Annotated in this window: 17 protein-coding genes; 7 read left to right on the top strand and 10 right to left on the bottom strand. The window is 58.7% G+C overall.

Annotated elements, in window-relative coordinates:
* Window positions 1–56: 56 nt before the first annotated feature.
* The 4 genes from ppk1 (at window position 57) to EK23_RS08280 (ending at window position 4,612) form a co-directional block, all read left to right on the top strand.
* Window positions 57–2,405, top strand: a complete 2,349-nt coding sequence (ppk1, locus tag EK23_RS08295) for a polyphosphate kinase 1 (RefSeq protein ID WP_158002469.1) — start codon at window positions 57–59, stop codon at window positions 2,403–2,405.
* Window positions 2,406–2,733: 328 nt separating this feature from the next.
* Window positions 2,734–3,375 carry a hypothetical protein gene (locus EK23_RS08290; RefSeq protein ID WP_045224865.1) on the top strand — a complete coding sequence of 214 codons (642 nt, stop codon included), beginning with the start codon at window positions 2,734–2,736 and terminating at the stop codon, window positions 3,373–3,375.
* A 15-nt stretch (window positions 3,376–3,390) separates the two neighbouring features.
* Window positions 3,391–4,065, top strand: coding sequence for a hypothetical protein (locus EK23_RS08285; protein WP_045224864.1), 675 nt, complete (start codon window positions 3,391–3,393; stop codon window positions 4,063–4,065).
* 250 nt (window positions 4,066–4,315) lie between these two features.
* Window positions 4,316–4,612 (top strand): DUF6316 family protein, encoded by a 297-nt coding sequence (locus tag EK23_RS08280; RefSeq protein ID WP_145998605.1) that lies wholly within the window; start codon window positions 4,316–4,318, stop codon window positions 4,610–4,612.
* 12 nt (window positions 4,613–4,624) lie between these two features.
* Here EK23_RS08280 and EK23_RS08275 read toward each other — a convergent pair whose 3' ends face one another.
* From EK23_RS08275 to EK23_RS08230, 10 genes are all read right to left on the bottom strand, one after another.
* Window positions 4,625–7,531 (bottom strand): bifunctional diguanylate cyclase/phosphodiesterase, encoded by a 2,907-nt coding sequence (locus tag EK23_RS08275; RefSeq protein WP_045224862.1) that lies wholly within the window; start codon window positions 7,529–7,531, stop codon window positions 4,625–4,627.
* A 478-nt stretch (window positions 7,532–8,009) separates the two neighbouring features.
* Window positions 8,010–8,762, bottom strand: coding sequence for a PEP-CTERM/exosortase system-associated acyltransferase (locus EK23_RS08270; RefSeq protein ID WP_158002468.1), 753 nt, complete (start codon window positions 8,760–8,762; stop codon window positions 8,010–8,012).
* A 467-nt stretch (window positions 8,763–9,229) separates the two neighbouring features.
* Complete coding sequence (locus EK23_RS08265; protein ID WP_045224860.1) at window positions 9,230–10,468, bottom strand: MFS transporter; 1,239 nt, start codon at window positions 10,466–10,468, stop codon at window positions 9,230–9,232.
* 75 nt (window positions 10,469–10,543) lie between these two features.
* The gene (locus tag EK23_RS08260; RefSeq protein ID WP_045224859.1) at window positions 10,544–11,782 is read right to left on the bottom strand and encodes a phenylacetate--CoA ligase family protein; all 1,239 of its coding nucleotides are present in this window, start codon (window positions 11,780–11,782) and stop codon (window positions 10,544–10,546) included.
* A gap of 66 nt (window positions 11,783–11,848) precedes the next feature.
* Window positions 11,849–13,138, bottom strand: a complete 1,290-nt coding sequence (locus tag EK23_RS08255; RefSeq protein ID WP_052808042.1) for a hypothetical protein — start codon at window positions 13,136–13,138, stop codon at window positions 11,849–11,851.
* Complete coding sequence (locus EK23_RS24155; RefSeq protein WP_235281958.1) at window positions 13,135–13,620, bottom strand: type 2 periplasmic-binding domain-containing protein; 486 nt, start codon at window positions 13,618–13,620, stop codon at window positions 13,135–13,137. The genes EK23_RS08255 and EK23_RS24155 overlap by 4 nt, the downstream gene beginning before the upstream one ends.
* A 522-nt stretch (window positions 13,621–14,142) precedes the next feature.
* The gene (locus EK23_RS08245) at window positions 14,143–15,765 is read right to left on the bottom strand and encodes a bifunctional metallophosphatase/5'-nucleotidase (protein ID WP_158002467.1); all 1,623 of its coding nucleotides are present in this window, start codon (window positions 15,763–15,765) and stop codon (window positions 14,143–14,145) included.
* A gap of 96 nt (window positions 15,766–15,861) precedes the next feature.
* A complete protein-coding gene (hemN, locus tag EK23_RS08240) occupies window positions 15,862–17,247 on the bottom strand; it encodes an oxygen-independent coproporphyrinogen III oxidase (protein ID WP_045224856.1) in 1,386 nt (461 codons plus the stop codon).
* Window positions 17,248–17,268: 21 nt separating this feature from the next.
* Window positions 17,269–17,982: a DUF2490 domain-containing protein gene (locus EK23_RS08235; protein ID WP_052808041.1), complete on the bottom strand. Its 714-nt coding sequence runs from the start codon at window positions 17,980–17,982 to the stop codon at window positions 17,269–17,271.
* Between the two features lie 91 nt (window positions 17,983–18,073).
* Window positions 18,074–18,856: a ParA family protein gene (locus EK23_RS08230; protein WP_045224855.1), complete on the bottom strand. Its 783-nt coding sequence runs from the start codon at window positions 18,854–18,856 to the stop codon at window positions 18,074–18,076.
* A 225-nt stretch (window positions 18,857–19,081) separates the two neighbouring features.
* Here EK23_RS08230 and leuS point away from each other — a divergent pair, with 225 nt between their 5' ends.
* The 3 genes from leuS to holA are packed head-to-tail and all read left to right on the top strand — an operon-like array spanning window position 19,082 to window position 23,243.
* Window positions 19,082–21,676 carry a leucine--tRNA ligase gene (gene leuS / locus EK23_RS08225; RefSeq protein WP_045224854.1) on the top strand — a complete coding sequence of 865 codons (2,595 nt, stop codon included), beginning with the start codon at window positions 19,082–19,084 and terminating at the stop codon, window positions 21,674–21,676.
* Between the two features lie 11 nt (window positions 21,677–21,687).
* Window positions 21,688–22,206: an LPS-assembly lipoprotein LptE gene (locus EK23_RS08220; RefSeq protein WP_158002466.1), complete on the top strand. Its 519-nt coding sequence runs from the start codon at window positions 21,688–21,690 to the stop codon at window positions 22,204–22,206.
* Window positions 22,203–23,243 (top strand): DNA polymerase III subunit delta, encoded by a 1,041-nt coding sequence (holA, locus tag EK23_RS08215; RefSeq protein ID WP_045224852.1) that lies wholly within the window; start codon window positions 22,203–22,205, stop codon window positions 23,241–23,243. The genes EK23_RS08220 and holA overlap by 4 nt, the downstream gene beginning before the upstream one ends.
* The last annotated feature ends 53 nt before the right edge of the window (window positions 23,244–23,296 follow it).

Here is a 23,296-nt window from a genome sequence, read left to right as displayed (position 1 = left end):
CGCAGCACGCCTGCGCGGTCGCGCGTTTGACGGATTCATGACGATTGGAGACTGATTTGATCATCAACAGTATCAGGGGCATCAGCAAGTCGAGCCGAGCCATGCTCGCCGAGCATGGGATTTTCTCGGTGGAGGAGCTGGCGACGGCCAACGTCGACCAGTTGCTCAAGATACCGGGGTTCAACCGGCACAAGGCGGAGCGCATGGTCCGGGCCGCCAGGCACCTGGTGGGCGACATGGAGAAGCACGACAGCGCCATGCGCCTGCAGGTCCATCATGCGACGGCGCGGGCGGGAACCCGCAAGGATGAGGCGGTCGCGTCGGATGAGACGGTAGACCTGAACGACCCGAAACTCTACATCAACCGCGAACTGAGCCTGCTGGAGTTCAACCAGCGGGTGCTGGAGCAGGCCAAGGATGAAAATACGCCGTTGCTGGAGCGGCTCAATTTCCTGAGCATCTCCTGCTCGAATCTGGACGAATTCTTCGAGGTGCGGGTCGCTGGCTTGATCCAGAAGGCGGAACTGAGCGCAGGCCGCACCGAGCCCGACAGTCTGTCGCCCCATGAATCCCTGGCGGCCATCTGTCAGCGCGCCCACGAGCTGGTGGCGGAACAGTACCGGGTTCTCAACGAGGTGCTGTTCCCTTTGCTGGAGGAACAGGGTATCCGGTTCATTCGCCGTGGCGACTGGAACGACTCCCAGCAGCAGTGGCTGCGCCGCTACTTCGAGGAGGAACTGCTGCCGATTCTGAGCCCCATGGGGCTGGATCCGGCACATCCGTTCCCGCGCATCCTCAATAAGAGCCTCAATTTCATCGTTTCCCTTTCCGGTAAGGACGCCTTCGGACGGGATATCCATATGGCGATCCTGCAGGCCCCCCGGGCCTTGCCCCGGATCATACAACTGCCCCAGGGAGACACCGAGAGCGGGCCGCACGATTTCGTCTTTCTCTCGTCTATCATCCACGCCTTCGTCGACGACTTGTTTCATGGCATGAAGGTACGCGGCTGCTACCAGTTCCGCGTTACGCGCAACAGCGAGATGTTCCTGGACAAGGAAGAAGTGGACGATCTGCTGCGCGCCATCGAGGGTGAGCTGACCAGCCGCAATTACGGCGACGAGGTGCGCCTGGAAGTGGCCGAGAACTGTCCGGATGGCGTCGTGCAGTTCCTCCTGACCCAGTTCGGCCTGACCGAGGACCGCTTGTACAAGGTCGACGGGCCGGTCAACCTGAGCCGCACCCGCGAGGTCTACGACCGCATCGAGCGCCCGGACCTGAAGTACCCGTTCTTTGCCTCCAGCGTCCCGCGGCAGCTCGCCGTCAACAAGGACGATATCTTCGAGGCCATTCGCAAGCAGGATATCCTGCTGCACCACCCGTACGAATCCTTTGCGCCGGTGATCGATCTGATCCGGCAGGCGGCGGATGACCCGCAGGTAGTGGCGATCAAGCAGACCCTGTACCGCACCGGCTCCAATTCTCCCATCGTGGAGGCCTTGATTCGCGCGGCCCGGGCCGGCAAGGAAGTGACGGTGGTCGTTGAACTGCTGGCGCGCTTCGATGAGAAGGCCAACATATCCCTGGCGACCCGTTTGCAGGAGGCCGGGGTGCAGGTGGTGTACGGTATCGTCGGCTACAAGACCCACGCCAAGATGCTGCTGATACTGCGCCGCGAAGGCCGGGACCTGCGCTACTACACCCATCTGGGCACGGGCAATTATCACTCCACCACCTCGCGCATCTATACCGACTATGGCTTGTTCACCAGCGACAAGGAATTGGGCGAGGACGTCCGGCGGGTTTTCCTGCAGCTCACCAGCCTGGGCAAGGTGAGCAGGCTCAACAAGTTGTTGCAATCGCCGTTCACACTGCACGGTGCCTTACTGCGCAAGATCGACCGGGAAATCGAACATGCCAGGCGCGGGACCCCTGCGCGTATCGTGATCAAGGTCAATTCCGTCGAGGAGCCGCAGCTGATTCAGGCTTTGTATCGCGCCTCCATGGCCGGTGTGAAGATCGTCCTCATCGTGCGCGGCGTCTGCTCACTGCGCCCGGGGGTGCCCGGCATTTCCGAGCATATCGAGGTTCGCTCCATCATCGGTCGTTTTCTGGAGCACAGCCGCATCTATTGGTTCGAAAACAATGGCGAGCACGAGATCTATGCTGCCAGCGCCGATTTCATGAAGCGCAACATGTTCCGCCGCGTCGAGACTTGTTTTCCCATCGAGAACAAGAAGCTGGCGGAACGCATCCGCCAGGATCTGGAACTGTACCTGAAGGACAACAGCCAGGCCTGGGTGCTTCAGTCCGACGGCACTTATCGGCGACTGACTCCCGAACCTGAATCGCAGTTAGTCCACGTTCAGTCTTGTCTGCTGGAACAGTTGGCCGAGCAAGGCTAAGCCTAAGCTACCAAACTCCCACTCCGCTCGCGGAAGCCCTCGGTGCACCCAAATGGACCATGGGCTTCCCTTTTCGACCTCTCCTGAAGCGCCAGCTAGCAAGCCCCTTGGCATCCTGTCAGAGATTTTGTCATATTTATGACATTGGTCTGTTGACAGGTGGCTGACCAGCGTCCCTATTGTTATCTCAATAGACTGATATTTATATGCATTCTACGCACGCTTGACGGATTGGTACGTCTTGTGCTGAATAAATATCAGGAAGAATCCCGACAGGGACTCGTCGCGGTGCCGTCATCGACTTTGCTCCTTCGGGGAGGACTTGTTCATGTCTTATTTGCCTGAGTTCGGCTCGCAAGAGTCCAATGTCCCACTGGTTGCCCATGATGTCCGGGAGTATTTCAAGCACTCCGTTTCCGCGGCCATGGAGCATCAGAACGTCTTCGCCGCCGACGACACCATTCACTACGTGGTGAATGTGCTGACCCAGTTCACCCGGTCGGATGCGCTGTTCGAGTGCACGCCGGATGGTTACGCGATCCGCCCCTTGGCGCTCTTCTACGCGGAAGCGGCGGAGGCCGGAAGCCGCACCGCCCGTGACCTGGCGCTCAAGCGCCTAGGTGATGTTGCCCTGCTCATCGCTGGCATGTTTTCCGCCAGCCTGGACCGCAAACTGGTGAACATCGACTATTACATCGCCATGGGCGGAGGCGCTTATGGCTTCCTGTCCAACAGCAGCGTATCCAGTCGCCACAGCAGCGGCCGCATGTTCGCGGAACTGGCCGCCAAGTTTCAAGCGTTCGTCGATGTGCTGGCCGAAGTCAGCGACAATTCAGGCCTGCGCGCGCCCACCGACGTCATGCGTCTATACGAGACCTGGGCGCGCACCGGCAGCCAGCGTGCGGCGGATAAGTTACGCAAGCTGGGCATCGAGCCTTCGGCGGGGTCCGTAAGCCTGCGTCACAGTTGAACGGGGGCATAGGCCATGAACCTGAATGCCTTGCAGCGTTTTATTGAGCAGGTGTACGGGCTTTACCTCGAGCACAGCGTCGAAGACTTTCTAGTCACCGACCCCGAGGTCGCGCGAGAACTGGACAGCAGCGCGAATCCGCGCGAGATCAAGGAAAAACTGTTGGTGGACCAGTCCGGTGATGAAGTCGCCCTGGCGCTCTACTTGGACCCCTCGGTGGTGGCGTCCATGGCCACCGGTATTCTGGAAGGGAAGTTGGAAGAGGATACGCTGCCCGATTTTCTTCTGGCCCTGGAGGGGGTGAGCCACTTTGTCTGTCTCGCCTGGAATGCGGCCCGGGAGCGCGGGGTATCATTGCTGGAACTGGAGATGCAAGCGGAAATCGACAAGTTCGTCGTGGTTTCCCTGCTGCTTCAACAACTGGGCGATGGCATTCACTTGCGCGACCTTCGGCAATGGTTGTTTGAAGAGCCGCAGTACCACCACGCCCTGGATGCCGATGAGCGGCGCCGTTATGCCCAGGCGAACCATTTTGCGGGGAAATATTGCCTGCAGTTAGAGCAAAGGCACTGGCGGCGCAGCGGGCGACCGCAGGGGCATGGCTTGTTCGGGGAATTGAGGCGCTTCTACCGATTGTCCCAGTCCGACAAGATCAGTCATATTCATCGGCAATACGCGCCGGCTGTTTGATCGGCATAAATAGGCAAAAAGGAAGGTGGTCGGGGCAATCGTTGTATGACCGTTCCGGGCGAACCATGGTTGCATGGCGCGGTTCGCGTTTACCCGTCGAATAACTTAATGAAAGTTAAAGTAAAGGTAAATTTTCACAAATAACGCGTGTGTCAGGAGTAACTGCGTCGGGTAACGTGGTACAGTAAGATACTTGCAGTTTTCTTAAGCTTGATTGCACGGTCATTTGAGGCCGTCTGTCCAGGAACTGTTGAGAGCCTATGCCATGTTTAAAGTGACTCGCATATTCTGTCAGACCAACAGCGAAACTCAGTTGCCCGAGTGGTTCTTCCAGGCCCGGGAGGGCATTATTGGCCCCTATGAAAGTCGTGATGAGGCTGAACAAGTGCTCCAGGGTTTCATAGTCCATTGCCAGTCACGCGGTGCAGACGGAGGACGGGGCGGTCGCCAGAAGCAGGGTCTGGCGCTTGAGCCTATGGAACCCTTCCGGGTGGCCTGGCAGTTTGATCCGGTGAAGCGCAAGAAAGGCATTGACTCGATCAACTGAAGCCGCCACACGTCACTGATTGATCACATTCGGCAGAGCTGCGGTCTTGTCGGGGAACAGTGTGGCGATATCCTGGGGCAGGCCGGTAAAGTAGCCTTGGGCAAAGTCGATCCCAAATTCTTCCAGTAGCGCCAGTGTCGGAGCATCTTCCACTTGTTCGGCGATCGTGTACTTGTGGAAAGCAGTAGCAATTTCCGCCATGGCCTTTACCAGCACTTGGTCGTCCGGCCGCTCCCCCAGGTTGCGTATGAATGAACCGTCGATTTTGATGAATTCAAAAGGCAGCTGCTTGAGATAGTAAAAGGATGAAAAGCCTGTGCCGAAATCATCAAGGGCGAAGAGGCAACCGATGCTGTTGATGGCCTCCATCAGCCGCCGTGCGGCTGTCAGGTCTGCCAAGGCCGCTGTTTCAGTCATTTCGAAAATCAGCTGCCTTGGATCGAGGTAGTTTTCTTGCAGGAGCCGCTCCAGATGCCCCAACAGGTCGGGATCCCGAAAGGCGTGGGCCGAGAGGTTTACGGTCAGGGTGACAATCTGCCCGCGATCACGGGCACTGGCGAGGAACAGGATCGACTCGGAGAGCACCATGCGATCCACCACGTGGATCAAGCCGGAGCGCTCCGCTACTTCGATGAACTGGGACGGGCTGATGATGGTTTCATCGTCGCCGCGCATCCGCAGCAGGACCTCGTAGTGTCCCACGGTCATGGTCTTGATGCGCAGGATGGGTTGCACGTACAGCATGAATAGCTGCTGGGAGAGAGCCCTTTCCACCCGCTGTTTCCACAAAACGTGGTCATACATCAACTGCTGGCTCTGGTCATCGTTGGAGAGCAGGTGCCAGCCACCACGGCCACTTTCCTTCACTTGGTACATGGCCAGGTCGGCGCGGGCAAGAAGATCCTGAGCATCGTTGCTGTGTTCCGGGAACATGGCGATGCCGATGCTGGCCGATACTTTGTGAATGCGCTCTCCCTCGGGGAACTCCATGCCCTGAATGTGAGAGAGGATCTTCTTAGCCACCGATATGGCTTCCTCGGGACAAGAGCGGCTCAGGATCACGCCGAACTCGTCGCCGCCCAGCCGACCCAACAGGTCGACCTCGCGAAGAAGTCCCGGCAGCGATTCGCCCAGGCGTTTCAATAGACGATCACCGGCGCTGTGTCCGCTGGTGTCGTTGACGTATTTGAACTGATCAAGGTCGAAGAACAGCAGGGCGCCGCTGTGTTGGTAGCGCTTGGCCGATGCGATGGCCTGCTCCAGTTCCTGCTCGAAACGTCGGCGATTGAACAAGGCGGTCAGCGGGTCATGATCCGCGAGCCAGGCCAGGCGCAATTCCGCTTTCTTGCGCGCGGTGATGTCCATTCCCACGGACAGGATGACGGGAGACGATTCATCGTCGCCACGCAACCTGGAATGATGCCAGAAGACATTGATCACGCTACCGTCCCGCGCAAGCAGATCACACTCCGCTTCCAGATGCTCGCGTTCTCCGTCGACCAGTTCCACCAAGCGCTCCATGATTCCGATGCTGCCGGCTGGTGCTAACATCGAAAGGAAAGGCCGGCCGTCCAGGTCTTCCATATCGTACCCGGTGAGAGCCTGGCCATAGGTATTGACCATAATGATGCGATTTTTCCGGTCCTGGGTCAGGATGATGGCTTGAGCGGTATCCAGAACATGCGTAACGAAATTTCGCTCGCGCACAATCTCGCGCATACGTTGCGAGAGATCACGCGTTCGTTCCGCCACCTCCTCGTTTAATTCTTCCAGTTGATGGGCCAAGGCGATGGCCGTGTCGTTGAGCACGTCCACCTCGTCGCGGAAAACTTGCGAAGGCTTTGTGGAAGAGATGGCGGTGCGCACTTTGGAAAACGCCCCTTCCGCTAAGCTTGGCAGGGTTACGGCAGCCCGGCGCAGGCGCGACATGGGGCGCCACAAGGTAAGCAGTAAGATGATCTCCGACACCATCAGTCCACCGACGCCAAGCAGGATGCTGCGCTGGGTAGCGACGCGAATCTGCGCCACTGAATCGGAAATGTCCGAAATGGTTGCTAGGTGGGCCTTTTCCCGGCTGCCGAAACCCGCCAAGGAAAACAGCCGGATTTCAAATTGCCTGTCGTCGTACTTGAAGTGGCGCGGCGAATAGAGTTCACCTAGGGAGGGTGCCTTGCTCGCGAGCATACGCAGCAGGGGCAGGTTGCGCGGGGCGTTGCTCAGGACCATCACCTGGGCGTGCCACCCGCCGAGCCATCGATCGCTGTCGATCTGCGTTCGCGCTTCTGGCCCCTCCTGCTGGACGATAAGGCCGAGATCAGTGCCTGATACGCGCCGGAAATCCAGAATGACATCGGTCAAGGACATGCCAAGCACCAGGGCGCCCACTTCGCCGGCTGCGCCCAGGACGGGGGCTACAGCGTACTGCAGGCAAATTTCGCTGCAGTCGATGAAACTCTTCGGGGTTTCAGAATTGATTGCTTGCCGCACCGACTCGGCGAGCGAAGTTGAAGCATGAAGATCGACGGCTGTGCCATTGGATATCAACTGGTCGCCCTCGGAAGAAATCAAGGCGACCTTTTCGACCCCGAAGTTCATCTCCAGTACTGCCATCAGGCGGTCGACGACGGCACGCATGTCGGAGTCACTGATAGGCTGATTCACGGCCGCCTCGATGCCAGGCAGGGAGGCCACCATCGCCGTCAATTGCTCCAGGCGATTGTTGTATTGATCAAGGAGGCCCTGAACCTGCACCGCGTACTGGCTTTGCAACTCTTCCCGGCGTTGCGCGAATTGCTGGCGCATTTCGAGATAGTTAAGAGTCGCGTAAGACGCTGTTACCGCCGCCAAAACCAAGCTAGTCAGGATCAGCGCTTTCCACTTGATGCTGAGGAAGCGGGTCAGCGCGCGAGGCTGACTCATCTTGGTTGGGTGTGATCCCGGTTCGCTTCCTGGCAGCACTTGGAACCTCTGTACCGGCTGAAAGCCCGGTTGCTCGAATCGAGATGGTTCAATAAGGACTCGCAGGTGCTGGGTCGGACGTCCGGGTAGGGATGGCAGCGCCTTCCGGCAATTAAGTGGCTAACCCGACTGAACGCGCGATCGACCTGAAGTTTCCATTGGGGCATTTCTCGAGGAGCCGAATGGATAGTTGTTTTTGTGATCAAAAACCTTATGCGGGTCGGCCGGCAAGCGATTCTAGGGCGCCTTCACCCACATCCTCATCGCACTGCTCTAACAGTGTGATCTGCTTGTCTTGTATGCGCTTTGCCAGCGTGTGTCAAGTTTATGAGGCATAAGCAAAAATGTTAGAGCGAGACGTCACGGAGCGGACAGATGGCATGCCCGTCATGGCCGTTGGGCATCCCTTGGACGTCGTCACTCGCTGCATAAACCGGGATTAAGCGACATCCCGATTCTCTCCCCAGAAGTTGCCGCGGTCGGTCAGCATCTCCCAGACATGGACGTTTTTGGCCTTGACCTTCTCCAGGTAGTCAGGAACTTTGATGAGACACGGTTGGCGCAGCCCATGATAATTTGTCAGGGGCCCTATGGGCAGAAAGGCGATACCCATTGCGTTAAGCAGGCGGATCAGCGAAGGCTCCATCAAGGCGTAGAGGTGGGTCGTGCCGTGGCTGAGGTTGATGCGATTGAGGCAGGCAATCAAGGCCAGAGTGATGTGCGGCCAGGTTCTGCGTTCGTCTTCGCTGGCGTGGTAATACTGATTTTTCTGGGGGCCGATGCCGGCAATGGTGCCTTGTTCACCTGAGCGGCGCTTGAAGTATCCGGACACACAAAAGCGGGAAACTTCACCCAGGCACTCCCGTGGCACCGATTCCAACAGGTCCGTCCGCGTGAGGCGGCAGTGCCTTTCGATGGGAAACGTGGCATCGGGATCGTCTTTGTCCGCCATGATCAGTCGCGTGGTGGCGGCATATACACCGGTACGGCGGTGCTTGATCAGGTAGTGCTCAGAACGTTCGTCGTATTCGTCGAATTCCAGCCCGGTGGGATGCTCTTCCGTGTCTTCAAAGCCGGTTTCAAGGCAGAACACCTGATATCTGAGCCGATAAACAGACTCCTTGAGGGCCGCGGAATCAGCCGGAACCATGTCGAAGTACTCGTCAAACGAGTCAGCGATATTTCTTGGCATACTTGAGCCCAAGGGGAAGTTGCATTGCATCGAATTCGCATCAGCCGCGCCGTGGGCATGTTCTTCATGCCCATCACGCTCCCCGTGGACGCGGCAGCGATAGTCCGGCTTATCCCCTTTGCACAAGGTTGTCCTGGACCTACCTAGTATGGCACACGAAGCGCCTTGAGATACTGATTCCATATCCGAACCGTTAAAGCCAGCCGACCCGCTGTCAGTTTAACTATTGAGCAATGATGTGTCACTCGACTCATGCGCCGCTTGGAAAGGCAAGCGAAATAAGTCAACGGTCGTTCCGATAGTTAGTGGTTGGACCATTTCCGGTTTATCCCGGATTTAAGGCCTTAGGTTCAAAATCAAAGATTAAAATATACATTCCAGCTTCGCTTTGGACGGTAGGTTACTTAGGCTAGAAATCATTCCAATAGGATGACTGATGTTTTGCCAAGTCTGACTATCGATTAGCATTAAAGGCTGTGGACCTTACCCTGACTTTCATCAGGGACGGCGAGAAAAGCGAGAGCGATAACGGTAATGCAGGCTGCGTTCCCATACATTAATTCCTGTAGCGAAAACTTCGTACTTAGGGCCCCGACGCAGGCAAAACTCAAGGGCAATGAAAGGGTACATAGGCTGTTGAATAGAGCAAAAAACCGGCCCTTGTACTCGTCAGGAATTGATATCTGAAAGCTGGTAATCGCAAGATAGGTGACGAAAGCAATGCTGCCGCCCCAGATGCTTAGTACTGCGAGCATCGTCGAAGAGTCCTCGGTTTGCGCCAGGAAGTATAAAAATGGCCCTGAAATCCCCACCAACAAAAAACGGAGCCAGCGCACCCGACGATAGATTTTGGGGCGGGCGAACAACCAGGCCAAGATGACTAGATTGCCTCCAGCGAACGCCAATTCCAGTTGCGCAAGGCCTGACGCATCGGCTTTCAGAACATCACGTACCAAAAGCGGCAAATAGAAAAACAAAGGGGCAACAAAAAAATTCGCCAAGCCAAAACAAGCCATGAGTCGCGCGGCGGGGCGATGCGCTTTTAGGAATCCATAGCCGTAGGCTCGCGCTGCGTCCCCTGAGGTTTGGCCCGGGGACCGCACGGTGGGGAGCGTCATCACGAGCAATAGTGAGATCAGAAAACTGGCGGCGTTGAACCAGAACGCCGTTTCGGTCGCCCATGCGGCCAGCAGCATGCTGCCAACCAGGGCCCCCATGACAGCTCCAAGGTTGGGTATGGCGCTTTCGAGTGCTACCAGTTGCGAGAGCGATTCCGTGTCGCGGGATAGCGGCGAGAGCGATGCGCTAACTGCCGTATCGAAAAGCGGTTCAAATGAAAATATCAGAATGCAGAAGGCAAACAGCAACGGCAAATCAAGGGACTGGTGGTGAAGCAGGTAAGCCAGTCCGGCCATCAGTGTCAATCTGAGGAAATCGGCCGCCACCATGCAGGCGCGCTTGCTGTACTTGTCGATCAGCGCACCCAAAAATGGACCTGCCAGGGCAGCAGGTAGGGTGCTTGCGGCAAGGAGCAGGCCGAGGATAAGCTCACGGTCCTGCAGTTCGCTCTGGTCCACAACCCACCAGGATACTGCGATTGAGAAGAGACGGTCGCCGCTGACCGAGATGAATTGCGCCAGAAACATGACCACGATCGCATACCTTACCTGGCGAGGGTTGAGTTTCATGGCGAGGTCAGTGACCATGCGGATAGGAAGCCTTTCTCAAGCGCGACGGCCCTTTATTGTCTGGGAGAACCAAGGAATCTGGTCAGTCTGGGGTCACATTCTGGAGTCGATGACCGGGATCACTTTCCCTGTACGCTGATTTCTTCGCAGTGAGCCGGGTGCTGTCAACTGAATGGTCATCAAAGGCCGAAGCCGGTCCATGGGAAAGGTTTGATTGAGGTCGGCGCTCAATTCGTAAATCCTTTCCCTAAGGGTTTCGAGCCTAGCGGGGTCAATGTCCGATGCGGATGACTCAAACCGAATGTTCATCACGTGCTCGCCCCCCTTGGCACTCAATTCAACTTGCAGTGCGGTGAAATCGATTTGAAGTGAATGAAAAGCCGTGACGATGTCTTCGTGCCGCATCCAACAACCCCATAAGATCATGGCCGTATCCAGGCGCCCGAGGAGCTTGAACATCGGCGCGCCGTTGCCGCAGTGGCAATTTGGATCGCACCAGACGCCGCGGTCTCCCGTGCGGTAGCGAATCAGTGGCATGCGCGTGCGTGACAAGGAAGTGACGACCAACTCGTTGTCGACGACTTCGACGATGTTGTCGTGAAAGGCGAAGTGCTCGCCCGGCTCACAATGCAGGCATTGCCAGCCTATGGTCCCCGCCTCTGTGGATGCGTATCCGGCCGAGCGTATCTGCTTTGACTTCCAGATGGACCGCAAGACGGCTTCCGCCCCTGCGGTCATTATTTCCCCGCCGTAATAGACTTTCTCGATTCTGGTGGCGTGACCGAGGGTCTCGCTGTGTCGTGCCAAATGCACGAGCAAGGTGGGAATGCCGACGATGACATTGGGGTGAAAGCGATCAATCACCTCCAGGGCAAAAGCCAGGTTGGGGGTGAAACTGAGCGGCAGAATGGTCACGGGAAGGTGCGCCAGGGCGCGGTCGACCATCGAAAACGCACCGCACATGTCTCCTGCGCCAAAATAATTGACCACGCTATCGCCTGTCTGCATTCCATTCTGCTGGAAGTGGGAGGCGAGATTTCGGGTGATTATCTCCACTTCGGGTTGCGAATACGACACGTAAACCGGCGTAGCTGTGCTGCCGCCGGATGCGACTACGTAGCTCGCATTCCCTGAACTGGCGGGATGGAGTTCATTGAGGAACGCTTGAAATGAAACCTCGAGGTCACTCTTGCTGACCAGGGGCCAGTTGCTCAGTTCTCGATAGTCCCGCGGCGCGCGCTCCCGATAGAAGGGTACGTTGAACCTTGCAATTTCGAGAACGCGATGGAGATTATTGTCCAAGGTGTTGGGTATACGTGGGTCAGTCGACATCGGAACTATTGATTGCAAATGACGCTTCTTGGGTGGCTACAGCGCAGATTACCACCCGCTGCGGTTTCAAAACCTGACGGCGGCCGCCACACCGAACATATCCCAGTGCTGCGAATTATTCTCCCCACTGTTCTCAAGGGTCGAGGTCCAGCCCGTTCCATTTATCCGATGATATTCGGCACGAAGCATCAGCCAATCGGTCACATCCCAGCGGGCACCTACCGTAAAATCTTTGGCGAAGGTTTCGTAAGGCTGGATTCGATCTTCTGGTGCAGCATACATGTTTACTAATTCAGCGTACTTTTTGCCGTTTCGATCCGACTGCAATAGGTAATAAACATCGTAGCGCATGTAACCCTCTATGTTGTCGGTAAATTTATAACTCCCTTGGATATAATAGCTTTCACCATTTAAGTCAGAATCTGGTCTTAATGGGCCGAAGCCTCGGAACTCGGTTCCGCGAAGCGCGTACTCAGAAGTGATGCTCCAATACTCTTCATTGTATTGTGCTGAGAATATTATTGGTATGAAACTGAATCGACCGCTTTCATAGTTTTGACCGCCGCCTTTCGGTTCATACTTTGCGTTGACTTCCGCGCTGGTGACGCCAAGGCGAAACCTCCCGGAGTCCCACTCGTACATAAGTCGCCCAACCCAGGATAGTTCACCTTCTACATTGCCAGAATAGGGGTCAGAAATTACCGCTTTGAAAGTTGGGTCGCTTGTGCGTGAGTAGCCACCATTGAACTGCAGGATGAAGTCGCCAAAATCGGTTCGTCGCTCACCGTAGAGTTGAATCCCATCGCTGGATAAAGAAAGATTTCGGTCGACATCAAAGTATATCGACTGCGGAAGCAGGATACTTGGTCGGGTGAACGGCATGTCGCGCGTGTCGTTATAGAGGCCGTAAGGGTTTATGACGCGACCAAAGCGTAGCCCCCACAGGTTGTCCGCATCAGAAATGAAGCTGTAATCAAGAAAACCAAAATCGATACGTAAATCCTGATCGTCCGTTCGGCCGGCTCGGCGATATACGACTTGCAGAGAGGCCTGCAATTGAGATATCGGACGCCAGGATCCGTTAATACCCATTTCGGTGAAATCCAGCGAACCCATATTGGTGCTGTGTCCAAAAAACTCATTGCCTGTGGTATGCAGGTAGCTTTGCGATGCGAATCCATGAATCTGCACCGAGTCGGGAAGTTTCCATCCAGAAAATGCTGACAACCAGTTGCTATCCTTCACGTCAGCGAGCGCGGGTTTATCTAAATGTCCGTCTGCCGGATAAACCCAAGGCGCTGACATGCCGAGACAGAAGGTCAACACGATGTTTAGGCCTTTACCCTTGCCTGTCATTGCTCGCTCACTTTCACGATATTGATTCGACTGTCGATCAAGGTTGCTGGCAGATAACCTATAGCACCAGGCGTCGTTGCCACATGCTCGTACACCTGCCTTTCGTTATCCAACTCGACAGGAGCCTGACCTGTTCCTGAAAATACTAGCTTGTCCCAGTAACGCCGTAGCTGATACGGAAACATATCCATTACTTTCTTCGCGAACTCGATATGCATCGGGGAACTGTCATGCAGCACGAATACCTTGACGGGCAGGCCATTGGGCCAAGCGCGCAGACGCATGGTGAAGATCGCGTGAAGTTCCCGCATGCTCAGGCGGGACACCGGGACATCGGGGTTGCTAACAATTTCCAGAGCGGAAGCCGTTTCCACGCTCAATAGCAGAAGCAACACGAGGATGCGAAACAGCCGGAGTCTTCCTTCTGGGGAATAGGGCGTATTGCTTTCCGAAATTCCTGTTTTTCGGAGTTGCATTGTCACGCTGTAAGTTTTTCCACCTGCAACCTGAGTCCTGGCCAGGCGGCAGTTGCAATGTGAGTCGGTTGTAGGCGGTGAGAAAAGATAGGGAAGACGGATTCCACGCGCCGACAGCCGCGCATTGGATTCTTTGAAGCTTGGATGGAGAGCCGTGTTCCTTTTCGATCCATGACTAGGTAAATAACGTGTTCTAACGGCCTTTTTGACTGCCTTGAAAAGGGTAATGATCGTTTATCGTTTGTGCGCAATCGAGGGTTTCAACTAGGTTATCATCGTAAGGAAAATCACCTGTCGCCAATTGCATACATACCGATTCAGCTACAAGAATAACCAAGGATGTGCAAAACAGGCAAATAGATAAAATCCTTATGAGCGGAATTGGCCTAAACCGCCATGGCGGAGGTATGTCGATGGGAAGGTTTTTGGTGCTAAGCCGTTGACCTGCGGTCCTCGGAGGGCGCACGTGAGCGATTGTGGACCGGAGCGGCCGTTGAGTCCGCATCCGCGAGCGGGATCGAGGCCGCGCTAAGGCGGCATGATCTCCGCCTTGATGCGACCGTCAATGCGTGTGGTGATGGTGCGGTAGGTTAGGAGGGCCAGTGCTTCCTCGATGACGCTGCGGAAACTTGGCGGCGAACCATGGTCGAGTCGGGGAGGGCTGGAACCTCCGGCGCCCTGTCGAAACAGCGGGTATCCGTCTGCGAAGCCCCTGTTCCAGAGGAAATCCGTTGCGGCGGCGCTGTAGCGTCGCTTCAGGTCCAAGGGCTCGAGCCTGGCATCCCCGAATCGCTGCACCCAAACGTCGCTTGGGTCGATATGGGTGAGTGGGTTCTCAGCAGGCCCGCTGATCCGATAGCGAAAGCGGATGCCGGAGACCTGCAGGAACCCGCCGTAGCCCAGGTGGGCTTTCGCGATGGAGTGGCGTAATAGGTCGAGGAGTTCCACCCCCGTGATCTGAAAGCTCACCACGGTGTCGTCAAAGTAATAGAGGCCTTCCAGGTCCGCAGCGGTCACGGGACCCGGCGGAATGTTGTCGTTGATGCGAATACCGCCCGCGTTGAGGAGGGCGACATCGGTGCGCATGCGCGCGCGCAGGGTGTCAGCGAGGAAATTGCCCAGTGCCGTCTCGCGGCGGCGGACGGCGGCTTCCAGGCCCTCCAACGGATGAATTGTGCTGGCGACGACCGTCGCGCCATCGCGGCCCGTGGTCTTTTTGATGGCGGTGGCCAGGCGTTCCAGGGAACGGTCCACCTCGGCCTGCACCAGTCGATCTTGAGGGATGGTTGTATCGAGGACGACCCGATGCGGCGTGACGGCGGGGGGTTGGCCGGTCTTCAGGGTGACGTGGTGGATGATTGCGCTCAGGTTATCCGCATCGGCCTTGGTGATCCAGGTTTTGCCCACCCGCTCCTGGATATGGAAATGCTCGTGCCCACCCGCGATCAGATCGATTTCGGGGAACTCACGCGCCAGCCATTGGTCCTGCTCCAGATCCTGATGGGTCAGAGCCACGATGACTTCGGCACCTTCCCGTTGCAGTGCGGAGATGACGGTTCGGACCAAGTGGCAGCGCTCGTCCTCCGTGTAGCGATAGCCCACGTAGTCCTGCTCGGTGGAATTCAGGGTAAGGGCAAACAATCCAATTCTGACGCCATTCACGTCGCGCAGCAGGTGGTGCGGCACGGGGACCCGCCGATCCCAGTCCTGAAGGGGCGCGCCCTGGCTTGGACGGTAACGCACGTTCGAGGATATCCAGGCAAAGTCCGACTGGGCAATGCGACCGAGCAGGATCCCTGGGTCCGGGTTGTCGAATTCGTGATTCCCGAAAGTGACGACCATGTTGGGATCGAAGGCGTCACCGTCGCCATCCAGCAAATTCATGACACGCACCATGGGTTCGGCCGCCAGGTACTTGCTCATCACGGACGGGTAGAGGAAATCGCCGGCGTGCAGCAACAGCACGGGGCCGCCGCCGTCGCTTTCAAGCTGTCGGCGCAGTGATCTGAGGCGCGCAAAACCGCCCACGGTGCCGTTTTCCAGCCCTTCGACCTTGTAGGTGTCATTGACCTGCAGAATGCGCAGATGCCGGACGCCGGAATTCTCCCCAGGCGCTTGCCTGATCGGTGCGGCGCAGGCGAAAAGCCCCAAGGCGACCAATCCAAAAACCGTAAGCCGGAGCTTGCGGTACAGAGGGCGTGGGGAATGCCGCAGAATCAATGGCGCATCTCCCTGTGCTTGCCAGGATCAGATGACTTTGGAAAAGCGCCTGCCGGCCTCCGTTGCCTCGTTCAGGTAGCGGTCGAACACCATGCAAATGTTGCGTATGAGCAATCGGCCCGCTGGACGCACGCGCAGCCATCGGCCGTCGATTTCCAGCAGGCCATCGGCAGCCATACCGGACAGCGCCTCGATTTCGTCGGCGAAGTAGCGGTCGAAATCGACGCCGAAGCGGTCTCGTTCAAGCTGGAAGTGACAGATGAGTTCATTGATGACCCTTCGGCGCAGCTGATCGTCGGCATTCAGGGTGATGCCACGGAACACCGCCAAGCCTTCGTCATCGACCCGTTGGCAATAGCGCTCCAGATCCCGCTCGTTCTGGCTGTAGCTGTTGCCGATGCGCCCGATAGAACTGACGCCCAGCCCCACGATGTCGCATTCCCCGTGGGTGGCGTAACCCTGGAAATTGCGCGACAGCGTGCCTTCGCGCTGGGCGATGGCCAACTCGTCATCCGGCTTGGCGAAGTGGTCCATTCCGATATAGACGTAACCGGCGTCGATCAGCTTGGTGATGGCGTGGCGCAGGATGTTCAGCTTTACCTGGGGCGCAGGCAGTTCATGCTCGTTGATCTGCCGCTGCGTCTTGAACATGCTGGGCAGATGGGCGTAATTGAATACCGAGATGCGGTCCGGGTTGGCGGCCACGATCTTATCGAGGGTGCGGTCGAAGCTTTCGACGCTCTGTAGCGGGAGACCATAAATGAGATCGACGCTGATGGACGTGAACCTGCAGTCGCGTGCGGCTTGCATGACCGCCAAGGTCTGTTCCTCGCTCTGCAGGCGGTTGACGGCCCGCTGCACCGCAGGCTCGAAATCTTGCACGCCGAGGCTGAGCCGGTTGAATCCCAGGCGGCGCAGGAATGTCACTTTGGCCGGGTCCACGGTACGCGGGTCGATTTCAATCGAATATTCGCCGGCATCGTGGTCAAGCAGGCTGAAATGGCGACGGGTGTGGTCCATCAAGGCCTGCATCTGGTCCTCGGCCAGGAAGGTCGGTGTACCGCCGCCCCAGTGCAGCTGCGCGACAGGTCGCGCGCGATCGAACAACTGACCCTGGTGCTCGACTTCCCGGTGCAGACTCTCCAGGTAGGCGATGGTGTGGGCTCGGTTCTTGGTGACGATCTTGTTGCAGCCGCAGTAATAGCAGACGGTTGCGCAGAACGGTATGTGGAAATACAGGGAAAGCGGAACTGGTTCGGCGACCGCATGGCTGGCGCGGGCGTGCTCGAGGTACTGCGCATTGCCGAAGGTTTCGGTGAACTGGACAGCGGTGGGATAAGAAGTGTAGCGAGGTCCTTGGCGGTCGTAGCGGCGGATGAGTTCCTCGTCGAAAATGGGCAGTTGCTCGGTCATGGGCGCGCGTGGGGCTCGGCCTCAGTAATTCAGGAACAGGCTGAGCGAGAGGATATGGGAAATGCGGTCCGCGGCTTCCGACTTCTGGATGTACTGGTTCATGTACCCCAGTTCGGTCCGGATGTGTTCATCAAAGTTGTAGCCCAGCCCCGCGAACAAGCGGTTCTGGTCGAGGCCTGCATGCACGGTGCCGGTATTGTTGAGGTTTACGAATACTTCGTCCCAACCGACCAGGCTGAAATCCTGCGCGAACGGCAACGGGTAGGCGAGCTTGAACATCTGCCGGAAGCGGTAGGCGGTGTCCGGCTGGCCGATGAAACGCTCTTCGAAACGGGTGCGGCTGCTGTAATTCCCCAGCGCACTTTTGTCCGTCCACAGGAATTGCTGCCACAGGCGCTGCTCGTTGAAGGAATCGGTGGTGAAAGGCTCCATGGTGGGGGCATAGGCGTAACCCAGCCACAGACTGGCGTTGGAATTCAGGGCATAGCCCAGGCCTGGGCGCACCATGCCTTGCGAGAGGGACGAGGTGTCGTTGCCAAAACGGCCTTGGCCTTCCATCCAGTACCGGAACGACTGCAACGCCGGACTGAGCACGCCGAGCGTGCCGGTAGCAGTGATGGCTGCCCAGGTTTGAAAATCTTCCGCCGTCGGGTCGGCTCTGGCTGCGGCCGGTATCAGTGCCAGAGCCAACGCGATTGCCCGGCTGCGGTGGAATTGCATGGGGTTGCTGTGCATGGATCGAATAAGCCCTGTGGATCGTCTTGAATGCAGATTGCTGCTTCGCGCCACGTGTCAACAGCCGCGACGAGGCTGGCGCGCAAAATCTTCAGGCGTGGCCGTGCAGTTCTTGGTGCAAGGCCATGAATTCTTCGGTAAGCCGATGATCTGGCACATAATGGATCAGCGGCTTGGATTCGCTGTGGGATTCGCGCACCTTCACCGAGGGCGATATCTTGCTGTCCAGAACTCGATGGCCTTCCTCAACCAGTTGGCTGACCATCTGCTGCGGCAGGTTGGCGCGTCCCTGGAACTGATTGACGACGATACCCTCCATTTGCAGGTCGGCGTTGTGGTCCGCCTTGATTTCCGCGATGGTGGAAAGCAAGTTGTACAAGGCCTCGCGCGAAAAGGCGTCGCAGTCGAAGGGGACCAGGCAGCGGTGCGCGGCGATCAGGCCCGAACGGCTGTAGAAGTTCAGCACCGGCGGCGTGTCGATGTAGATCTCGTCGAATCCTTGCAGCCCCTCCAGCGCCTCGCGCAGCTTGTAGATTTTGTAGCGGGTTTCCAGGCGGCTGTGCAGCGGCTCCAGTTCCGGGTGCGAGGGGATGACGTAGAGGTTCTCGAACGGCGTGCTGTGGATGCAATTCTCCAGGCCCGTCAGACCGTTCTTGCCGAACAGGTTGATGCTCAGCGTCTCCTTGAAGAAGTGTGCGATGGTCTTGTCCGGGTCGGTGATCTTGCGGCCCAGTAGGTAGTGACTGGAGTTGCCCTGGACATCCAGGTCGACCACCAGTGTCTTCTTCTCGTCGATCGCACTGATCGCTGCCAGGTTGCACGCGATGGTGGATTTTCCGACGCCGCCTTTCTGATTGAAGATTACCCTGCGCATGATGTCCTCGTATGCATACGTTCTGGTCGATGAATAGCCCTGACTTCGCCCGCTCCGGACGAGAATCCGGCGCGCTTTCCCGGGCCGGATTGTCCACCTTGGGATTATACGACCGTAATCCCTCAACCGGTACCGGGTTATGGCGCCGCGCGCCGTCCTCCGGCTTTAGCTTTACGCAGGCCTCCTGTATTCTAACGCCTTTTTCTCGTACCGATCGAACGACGAATGGAAGAACATTACCAGCCTCGCGAGGTTGAAGAAGAGGCGCAAAAGGCCTGGGAAGACGCGCGCGCGTTCAAGGCTTTCGAAGACCCGGCCCGGGACAAGTTCTACTGCCTGTCCATGTTCCCCTATCCCAGTGGACGCCTGCACATGGGGCATGTGCGCAACTACACCATCGGCGATGTCATCAGCCGCTTCCAGCGCATGCGCGGCAAGAACGTGCTGCAGCCCATGGGCTGGGACGCTTTCGGCCTGCCCGCGGAGAATGCCGCCATGCAGAACAAGGTGGCGCCGGCGGCCTGGACCTATGCCAATGCCGACGCCATGCGCGCGCAGCTCAAGTCCCTGGGGCTAGCTATCGACTGGGACCGCGAGCTGGCGACCTGCAAGCCGGATTATTATCGCTGGGAGCAATGGCTGTTCACCAAGCTGTTCGAGAAGGGACTGATCTACAAGAAGACCGCCCCGGTCAACTGGGATCCGGTCGACCACACCGTGCTTGCCAACGAGCAGGTGATCGATGGGCGCGGCTGGCGTTCCGGCGCGCTGGTGGAAAAGCGCGACATTCCCATGTACTTCATGCGCATCACCGATTACGCCGACGAATTGCTGGCGGAACTGGACAATCTGCCCGGCTGGCCGGAGCAGGTGAAGACCATGCAACGCAACTGGATCGGCAAGAGTTACGGTTGCGAGGTGCACTTCCCCTATGCGGACGGGGAGGGTGTAGTCAAGGTCTACACCACCCGGCCCGACACCCTGATGGGCGCGACCTATGTGGCCGTGGCCGCCGAGCACCCCCTGGCCCTGGAAGCGGCCGAAGGCAATCCGTCTCTGGCGGCTTTCATCGAGGAATGCAAGCAGGGCGGTACCGCGGAGGCGGAACTGGCCACCATGGAAAAGAAGGGCATGGATACTGGCCGCTTCGTCATCCATCCCCTCAACGGCGAGCAACTGCCGGTGTGGGTCGCCAATTACGTGCTCTGGGGTTACGGCGAAGGCGCCGTGATGGCGGTGCCGGCCCACGACGAGCGCGATTTCGAGTTTGCCTGCAAGCTGGGCTTGCCCATTCGCCAGGTGATCGATGCCAGGCCAGCCGACGCGCCGGCATTCAGCCTGGAAGCCTGGCAGGACTGGTACGCCAGCAAGGAGGGCGTGTGCGTCAACTCAGGCCGCTACGACGACATGAATTTCACCCAGGCGTCCGACGCCATCGCCGCCGACTTGCAAGCCAAAGGCCTGGGCCAGAAGCGCACCCAGTTCCGCCTGCGCGACTGGGGCATCTCGCGCCAGCGTTACTGGGGCTGTCCGATTCCGATCATTCATTGTCCGACGTGCGGCGACGTGCCGGTGCCCGAGGACCAACTGCCCGTGGTGCTGCCCGAGGATGTGGTCATCGATGTGGGTTCGCCCCTGAAAAAGATGCCGCAGTGGTTCCAGACCGGCTGCCCGACTTGTGGCGGGGCTGCGGAGCGGGAAACCGACACCATGGACACCTTCTTCGAGTCGTCCTGGTACTACGCCCGCTATGCCTGCCCTGATGCGGCGACCGGCATGCTGGACGAGCGCGCCAATTACTGGCTGCCCGTGGACCAGTACATTGGCGGCATCGAGCACGCCATCCTGCACCTGCTCTATGCGCGTTTCTTCCACAAGCTCATGCGCGACGCCGGTTTGGTTGCCTGCGACGAGCCCTTCACCAATCTGCTGACCCAGGGCATGGTGGTGGCGCCCACCTTCTACCGGGAGGCCGATGGCAAGAAACACTACTTCGGTCCGACCGAGGTGGACGTGCAAAGCGATGACAAGGGCCGGCCCTTAGGCGCCACCCTCCGCGCGGACAGCCAGGCGGTGACGGTGGGCAGCATCGAGAAGATGTCCAAGTCCAAGAACAATGGCGTCGACCCGGAAATCCTGGTCAATAAGTACGGGGCGGATACGGTGCGCCTGTTCACCATGTTTGCGGCGCCGCCGGACCAGTCCCTGGAATGGTCGGACAGCGGCGTGGAGGGGGCCTTCCGGTTTCTGAAGCGCCTATGGCGGCAGGTGGCGCAGCATGCGCGGGGCGAGAAGCCCGGCCCGCTGGACACCTCCAGCCTGAATGACGCGCAGAAGGCCATGCGCCGCCAGGTGCACGAGACGCTACGCAAGGTGACGGACGATTATGCGCGCCGCTACACGTTCAATACGGCCATCGCCGCCAACATGGAACTGCTCAATGCCCTGTCGCGCTTCGAAGACGAGAGCGAGGCGGGCCGGGCGATCCGGCAGGAGGCGCTGGAATCGGTGGTCTTGATGCTGTCACCCATCGTGCCCCATGCATCGCATCGGCTGTGGCGGGAACTGGGTCACCCGGAAATGGCGGTCAATACGCCGTGGCCGGCGGTGGATGAGGCGGCCCTGGTTCAGGACACCATCGAGCTGGTCCTGCAGGTCAACGGCAAGCTGCGCAGCAAGATCAGCGTGGCGGCGGATGCTTCGCGCGAACTCGTTGAGGGCGTGGCCCTGGCGGACGAGACCGCCCAGCGTTTCATGGAGGGCAAGCCGCCGAAGAAGGTCATCGTGGTTCCCGGCAAGCTGGTCAACATCGTGGTATGAGGCTCATGTCCATGCGCGCGCGTATCCCCCGCCTTCTGTTGCTCGCTGCGGTCTTGGCTGTGACGGCGGGCTGCGGATTCCATTTGCGCGGCTCGGGTGGCCCGACCTTCGCCAAGGGCATCCTGCTGCAGGGGATCGGCTCCAGCAATGCGCTGTACGGCGATTTCAGCACTGCGCTGGGCCTGGTGGGCGGGCGCCTGGTGAAATCGCCCGCCGAAGCTGCGGGGATCGTGCACGTCTACCGCGCCTATCATTCCCGGCGCTCCCTCACCTTGAGCCGTTTCGGCCGCAGTACCGAGTTCGACCTGTTCTATCGCATCGTATACGACGTGCGAACCCCGGAAGGGGAAGTGCTGTTGCCGCGCCAGGACATCGAAGTGCGGCGCGACTACTTCAACGACCAGACCCTGCCGCTGGCGCAGGTCGCCGAGGAAGGCGTGATGCGCACGGAGATGCAGCAGGAGGCTGCGCAGACCCTGTTGCGCCGGGCCATCTCGGCGTTGAACAAGCCGCCGCCGGGGAAGTCGTGAAGCTCAAGCTGGATCAGTTGCCGGATGCCCTTCGCAAAGGCATCGCGCCGGTCTACCTGGTTTCCGGCGACGAACCCTTGCAACTGGGCGAGGCCGTGGATGCCATCCGCGAGGCCGCGCGCGCCAAAGGCTACGCCAGCCGGGAACTGTTCTATGTCGACAGCGGTTTCGAGTGGGGCCAGTTGCTGGAGGCGGCGGAATCCTATTCCCTGTTCGGTGATCTGCGCATTCTCGACCTGCGCCTGCCGGGCAAGCCGGACAAGGCCGGCGCCGATGCGCTGGTGCGCTATGCCGAGCGGATTCCCGAAGATGCCGTGCTCATCGTCAGCCTGCCGAAGCTGACGGGCGACGAGCAGAAGAAAAGCCGCTGGTTCCAGGCGCTGGAGCCCAAGGGCGTTTTCATCCAGGTCTGGCCACTGGAAGGTCCCCAGCTCATCGCTTGGCTGGATCGGCGCATGGGCGCCCGCAACATGCTGGCCGACCGGTCCGGGCTGGCCCTGCTGGCGGCGCGGGTGGAAGGCAATCTGCTGGCCGCGGCCCAGGAAGTGGAGAAGCTGCACATCCTCTGCGGTTCGGGACGGATCGAGGACGAGATGATTCGCAAGGCGGTGGCGGACAGCGCCCGCTACGATGTGTATGACCTGTCCGAGGCAGCCCTGCAGGGCCAGTTGGTGCGCTCCAACCGGATACTGGCCGCGCTGCGCGCTGAAGGGATTGCCGCCGCCGTGGCCTTGTGGGCGCTGGCCCGCGACCTGCGCGTGGTGGCCTCCGTGCAGGCCGCGGTGGCGGACGGCTCCACCCCGGATGCCGCGTTCAGCCGGCTGCGAATCTGGGACAGCCGCAAGGCCGGGATGGTTAAAGCACTGCAGCGGCTGGACCGCGAGCAGGTGCGGCAGTCCTTGCTGGCGTGTTCAAGATCCGATCGCATCATCAAGGGGCAGGACACCGGGGAAGCCTGGGACGCGCTGTTGGATGTGTGCATGACCATGGCGGGCCGGGGACCCGCGTCGCGACGTCTACGGGAGGACATCGCCTGAACGGCTCCGCACGCCGGCCTTTCATTGTTTAACCCCCTATTCAACGCCAGAAC

The sequence above is a fragment of the Methyloterricola oryzae genome (assembly GCF_000934725.1).
In the GTDB taxonomy this organism is placed as follows: domain Bacteria; phylum Pseudomonadota; class Gammaproteobacteria; order Methylococcales; family Methylococcaceae; genus Methyloterricola; species Methyloterricola oryzae.
The sequence above is the reverse complement of the archived record's forward strand: the minus strand, read 5'-3'. Positions and strand labels throughout refer to the sequence as shown.

Excerpts from the sequence above, each read along its gene's own strand:
- leuS (WP_045224854.1), top strand. The coding sequence starts at position 19,082 with ATGGAAGAACATTACCAGCCTCGCGAGGTTGAAGAAGAGGCGCAAAAG.
- EK23_RS08290 (WP_045224865.1), top strand. The coding sequence starts at position 2,734 with ATGTCTTATTTGCCTGAGTTCGGCTCGCAAGAGTCCAATGTCCCACTG.
- EK23_RS08275 (WP_045224862.1), bottom strand. The coding sequence starts at position 7,531 with ATGAGTCAGCCTCGCGCGCTGACCCGCTTCCTCAGCATCAAGTGGAAA.
- EK23_RS08285 (WP_045224864.1), top strand. The coding sequence starts at position 3,391 with ATGAACCTGAATGCCTTGCAGCGTTTTATTGAGCAGGTGTACGGGCTT.
- EK23_RS08230 (WP_045224855.1), bottom strand. The coding sequence starts at position 18,856 with ATGCGCAGGGTAATCTTCAATCAGAAAGGCGGCGTCGGAAAATCCACC.
- EK23_RS08220 (WP_158002466.1), top strand. The coding sequence starts at position 21,688 with ATGCGCGCGCGTATCCCCCGCCTTCTGTTGCTCGCTGCGGTCTTGGCT.
- EK23_RS08255 (WP_052808042.1), bottom strand. The coding sequence starts at position 13,138 with ATGACAGGCAAGGGTAAAGGCCTAAACATCGTGTTGACCTTCTGTCTC.
- EK23_RS08235 (WP_052808041.1), bottom strand. The coding sequence starts at position 17,982 with ATGCACAGCAACCCCATGCAATTCCACCGCAGCCGGGCAATCGCGTTG.
- EK23_RS08265 (WP_045224860.1), bottom strand. The coding sequence starts at position 10,468 with ATGGTCACTGACCTCGCCATGAAACTCAACCCTCGCCAGGTAAGGTAT.
- EK23_RS08270 (WP_158002468.1), bottom strand. The coding sequence starts at position 8,762 with ATGCCAAGAAATATCGCTGACTCGTTTGACGAGTACTTCGACATGGTT.
- hemN (WP_045224856.1), bottom strand. The coding sequence starts at position 17,247 with ATGACCGAGCAACTGCCCATTTTCGACGAGGAACTCATCCGCCGCTAC.
- EK23_RS08260 (WP_045224859.1), bottom strand. The coding sequence starts at position 11,782 with ATGTCGACTGACCCACGTATACCCAACACCTTGGACAATAATCTCCAT.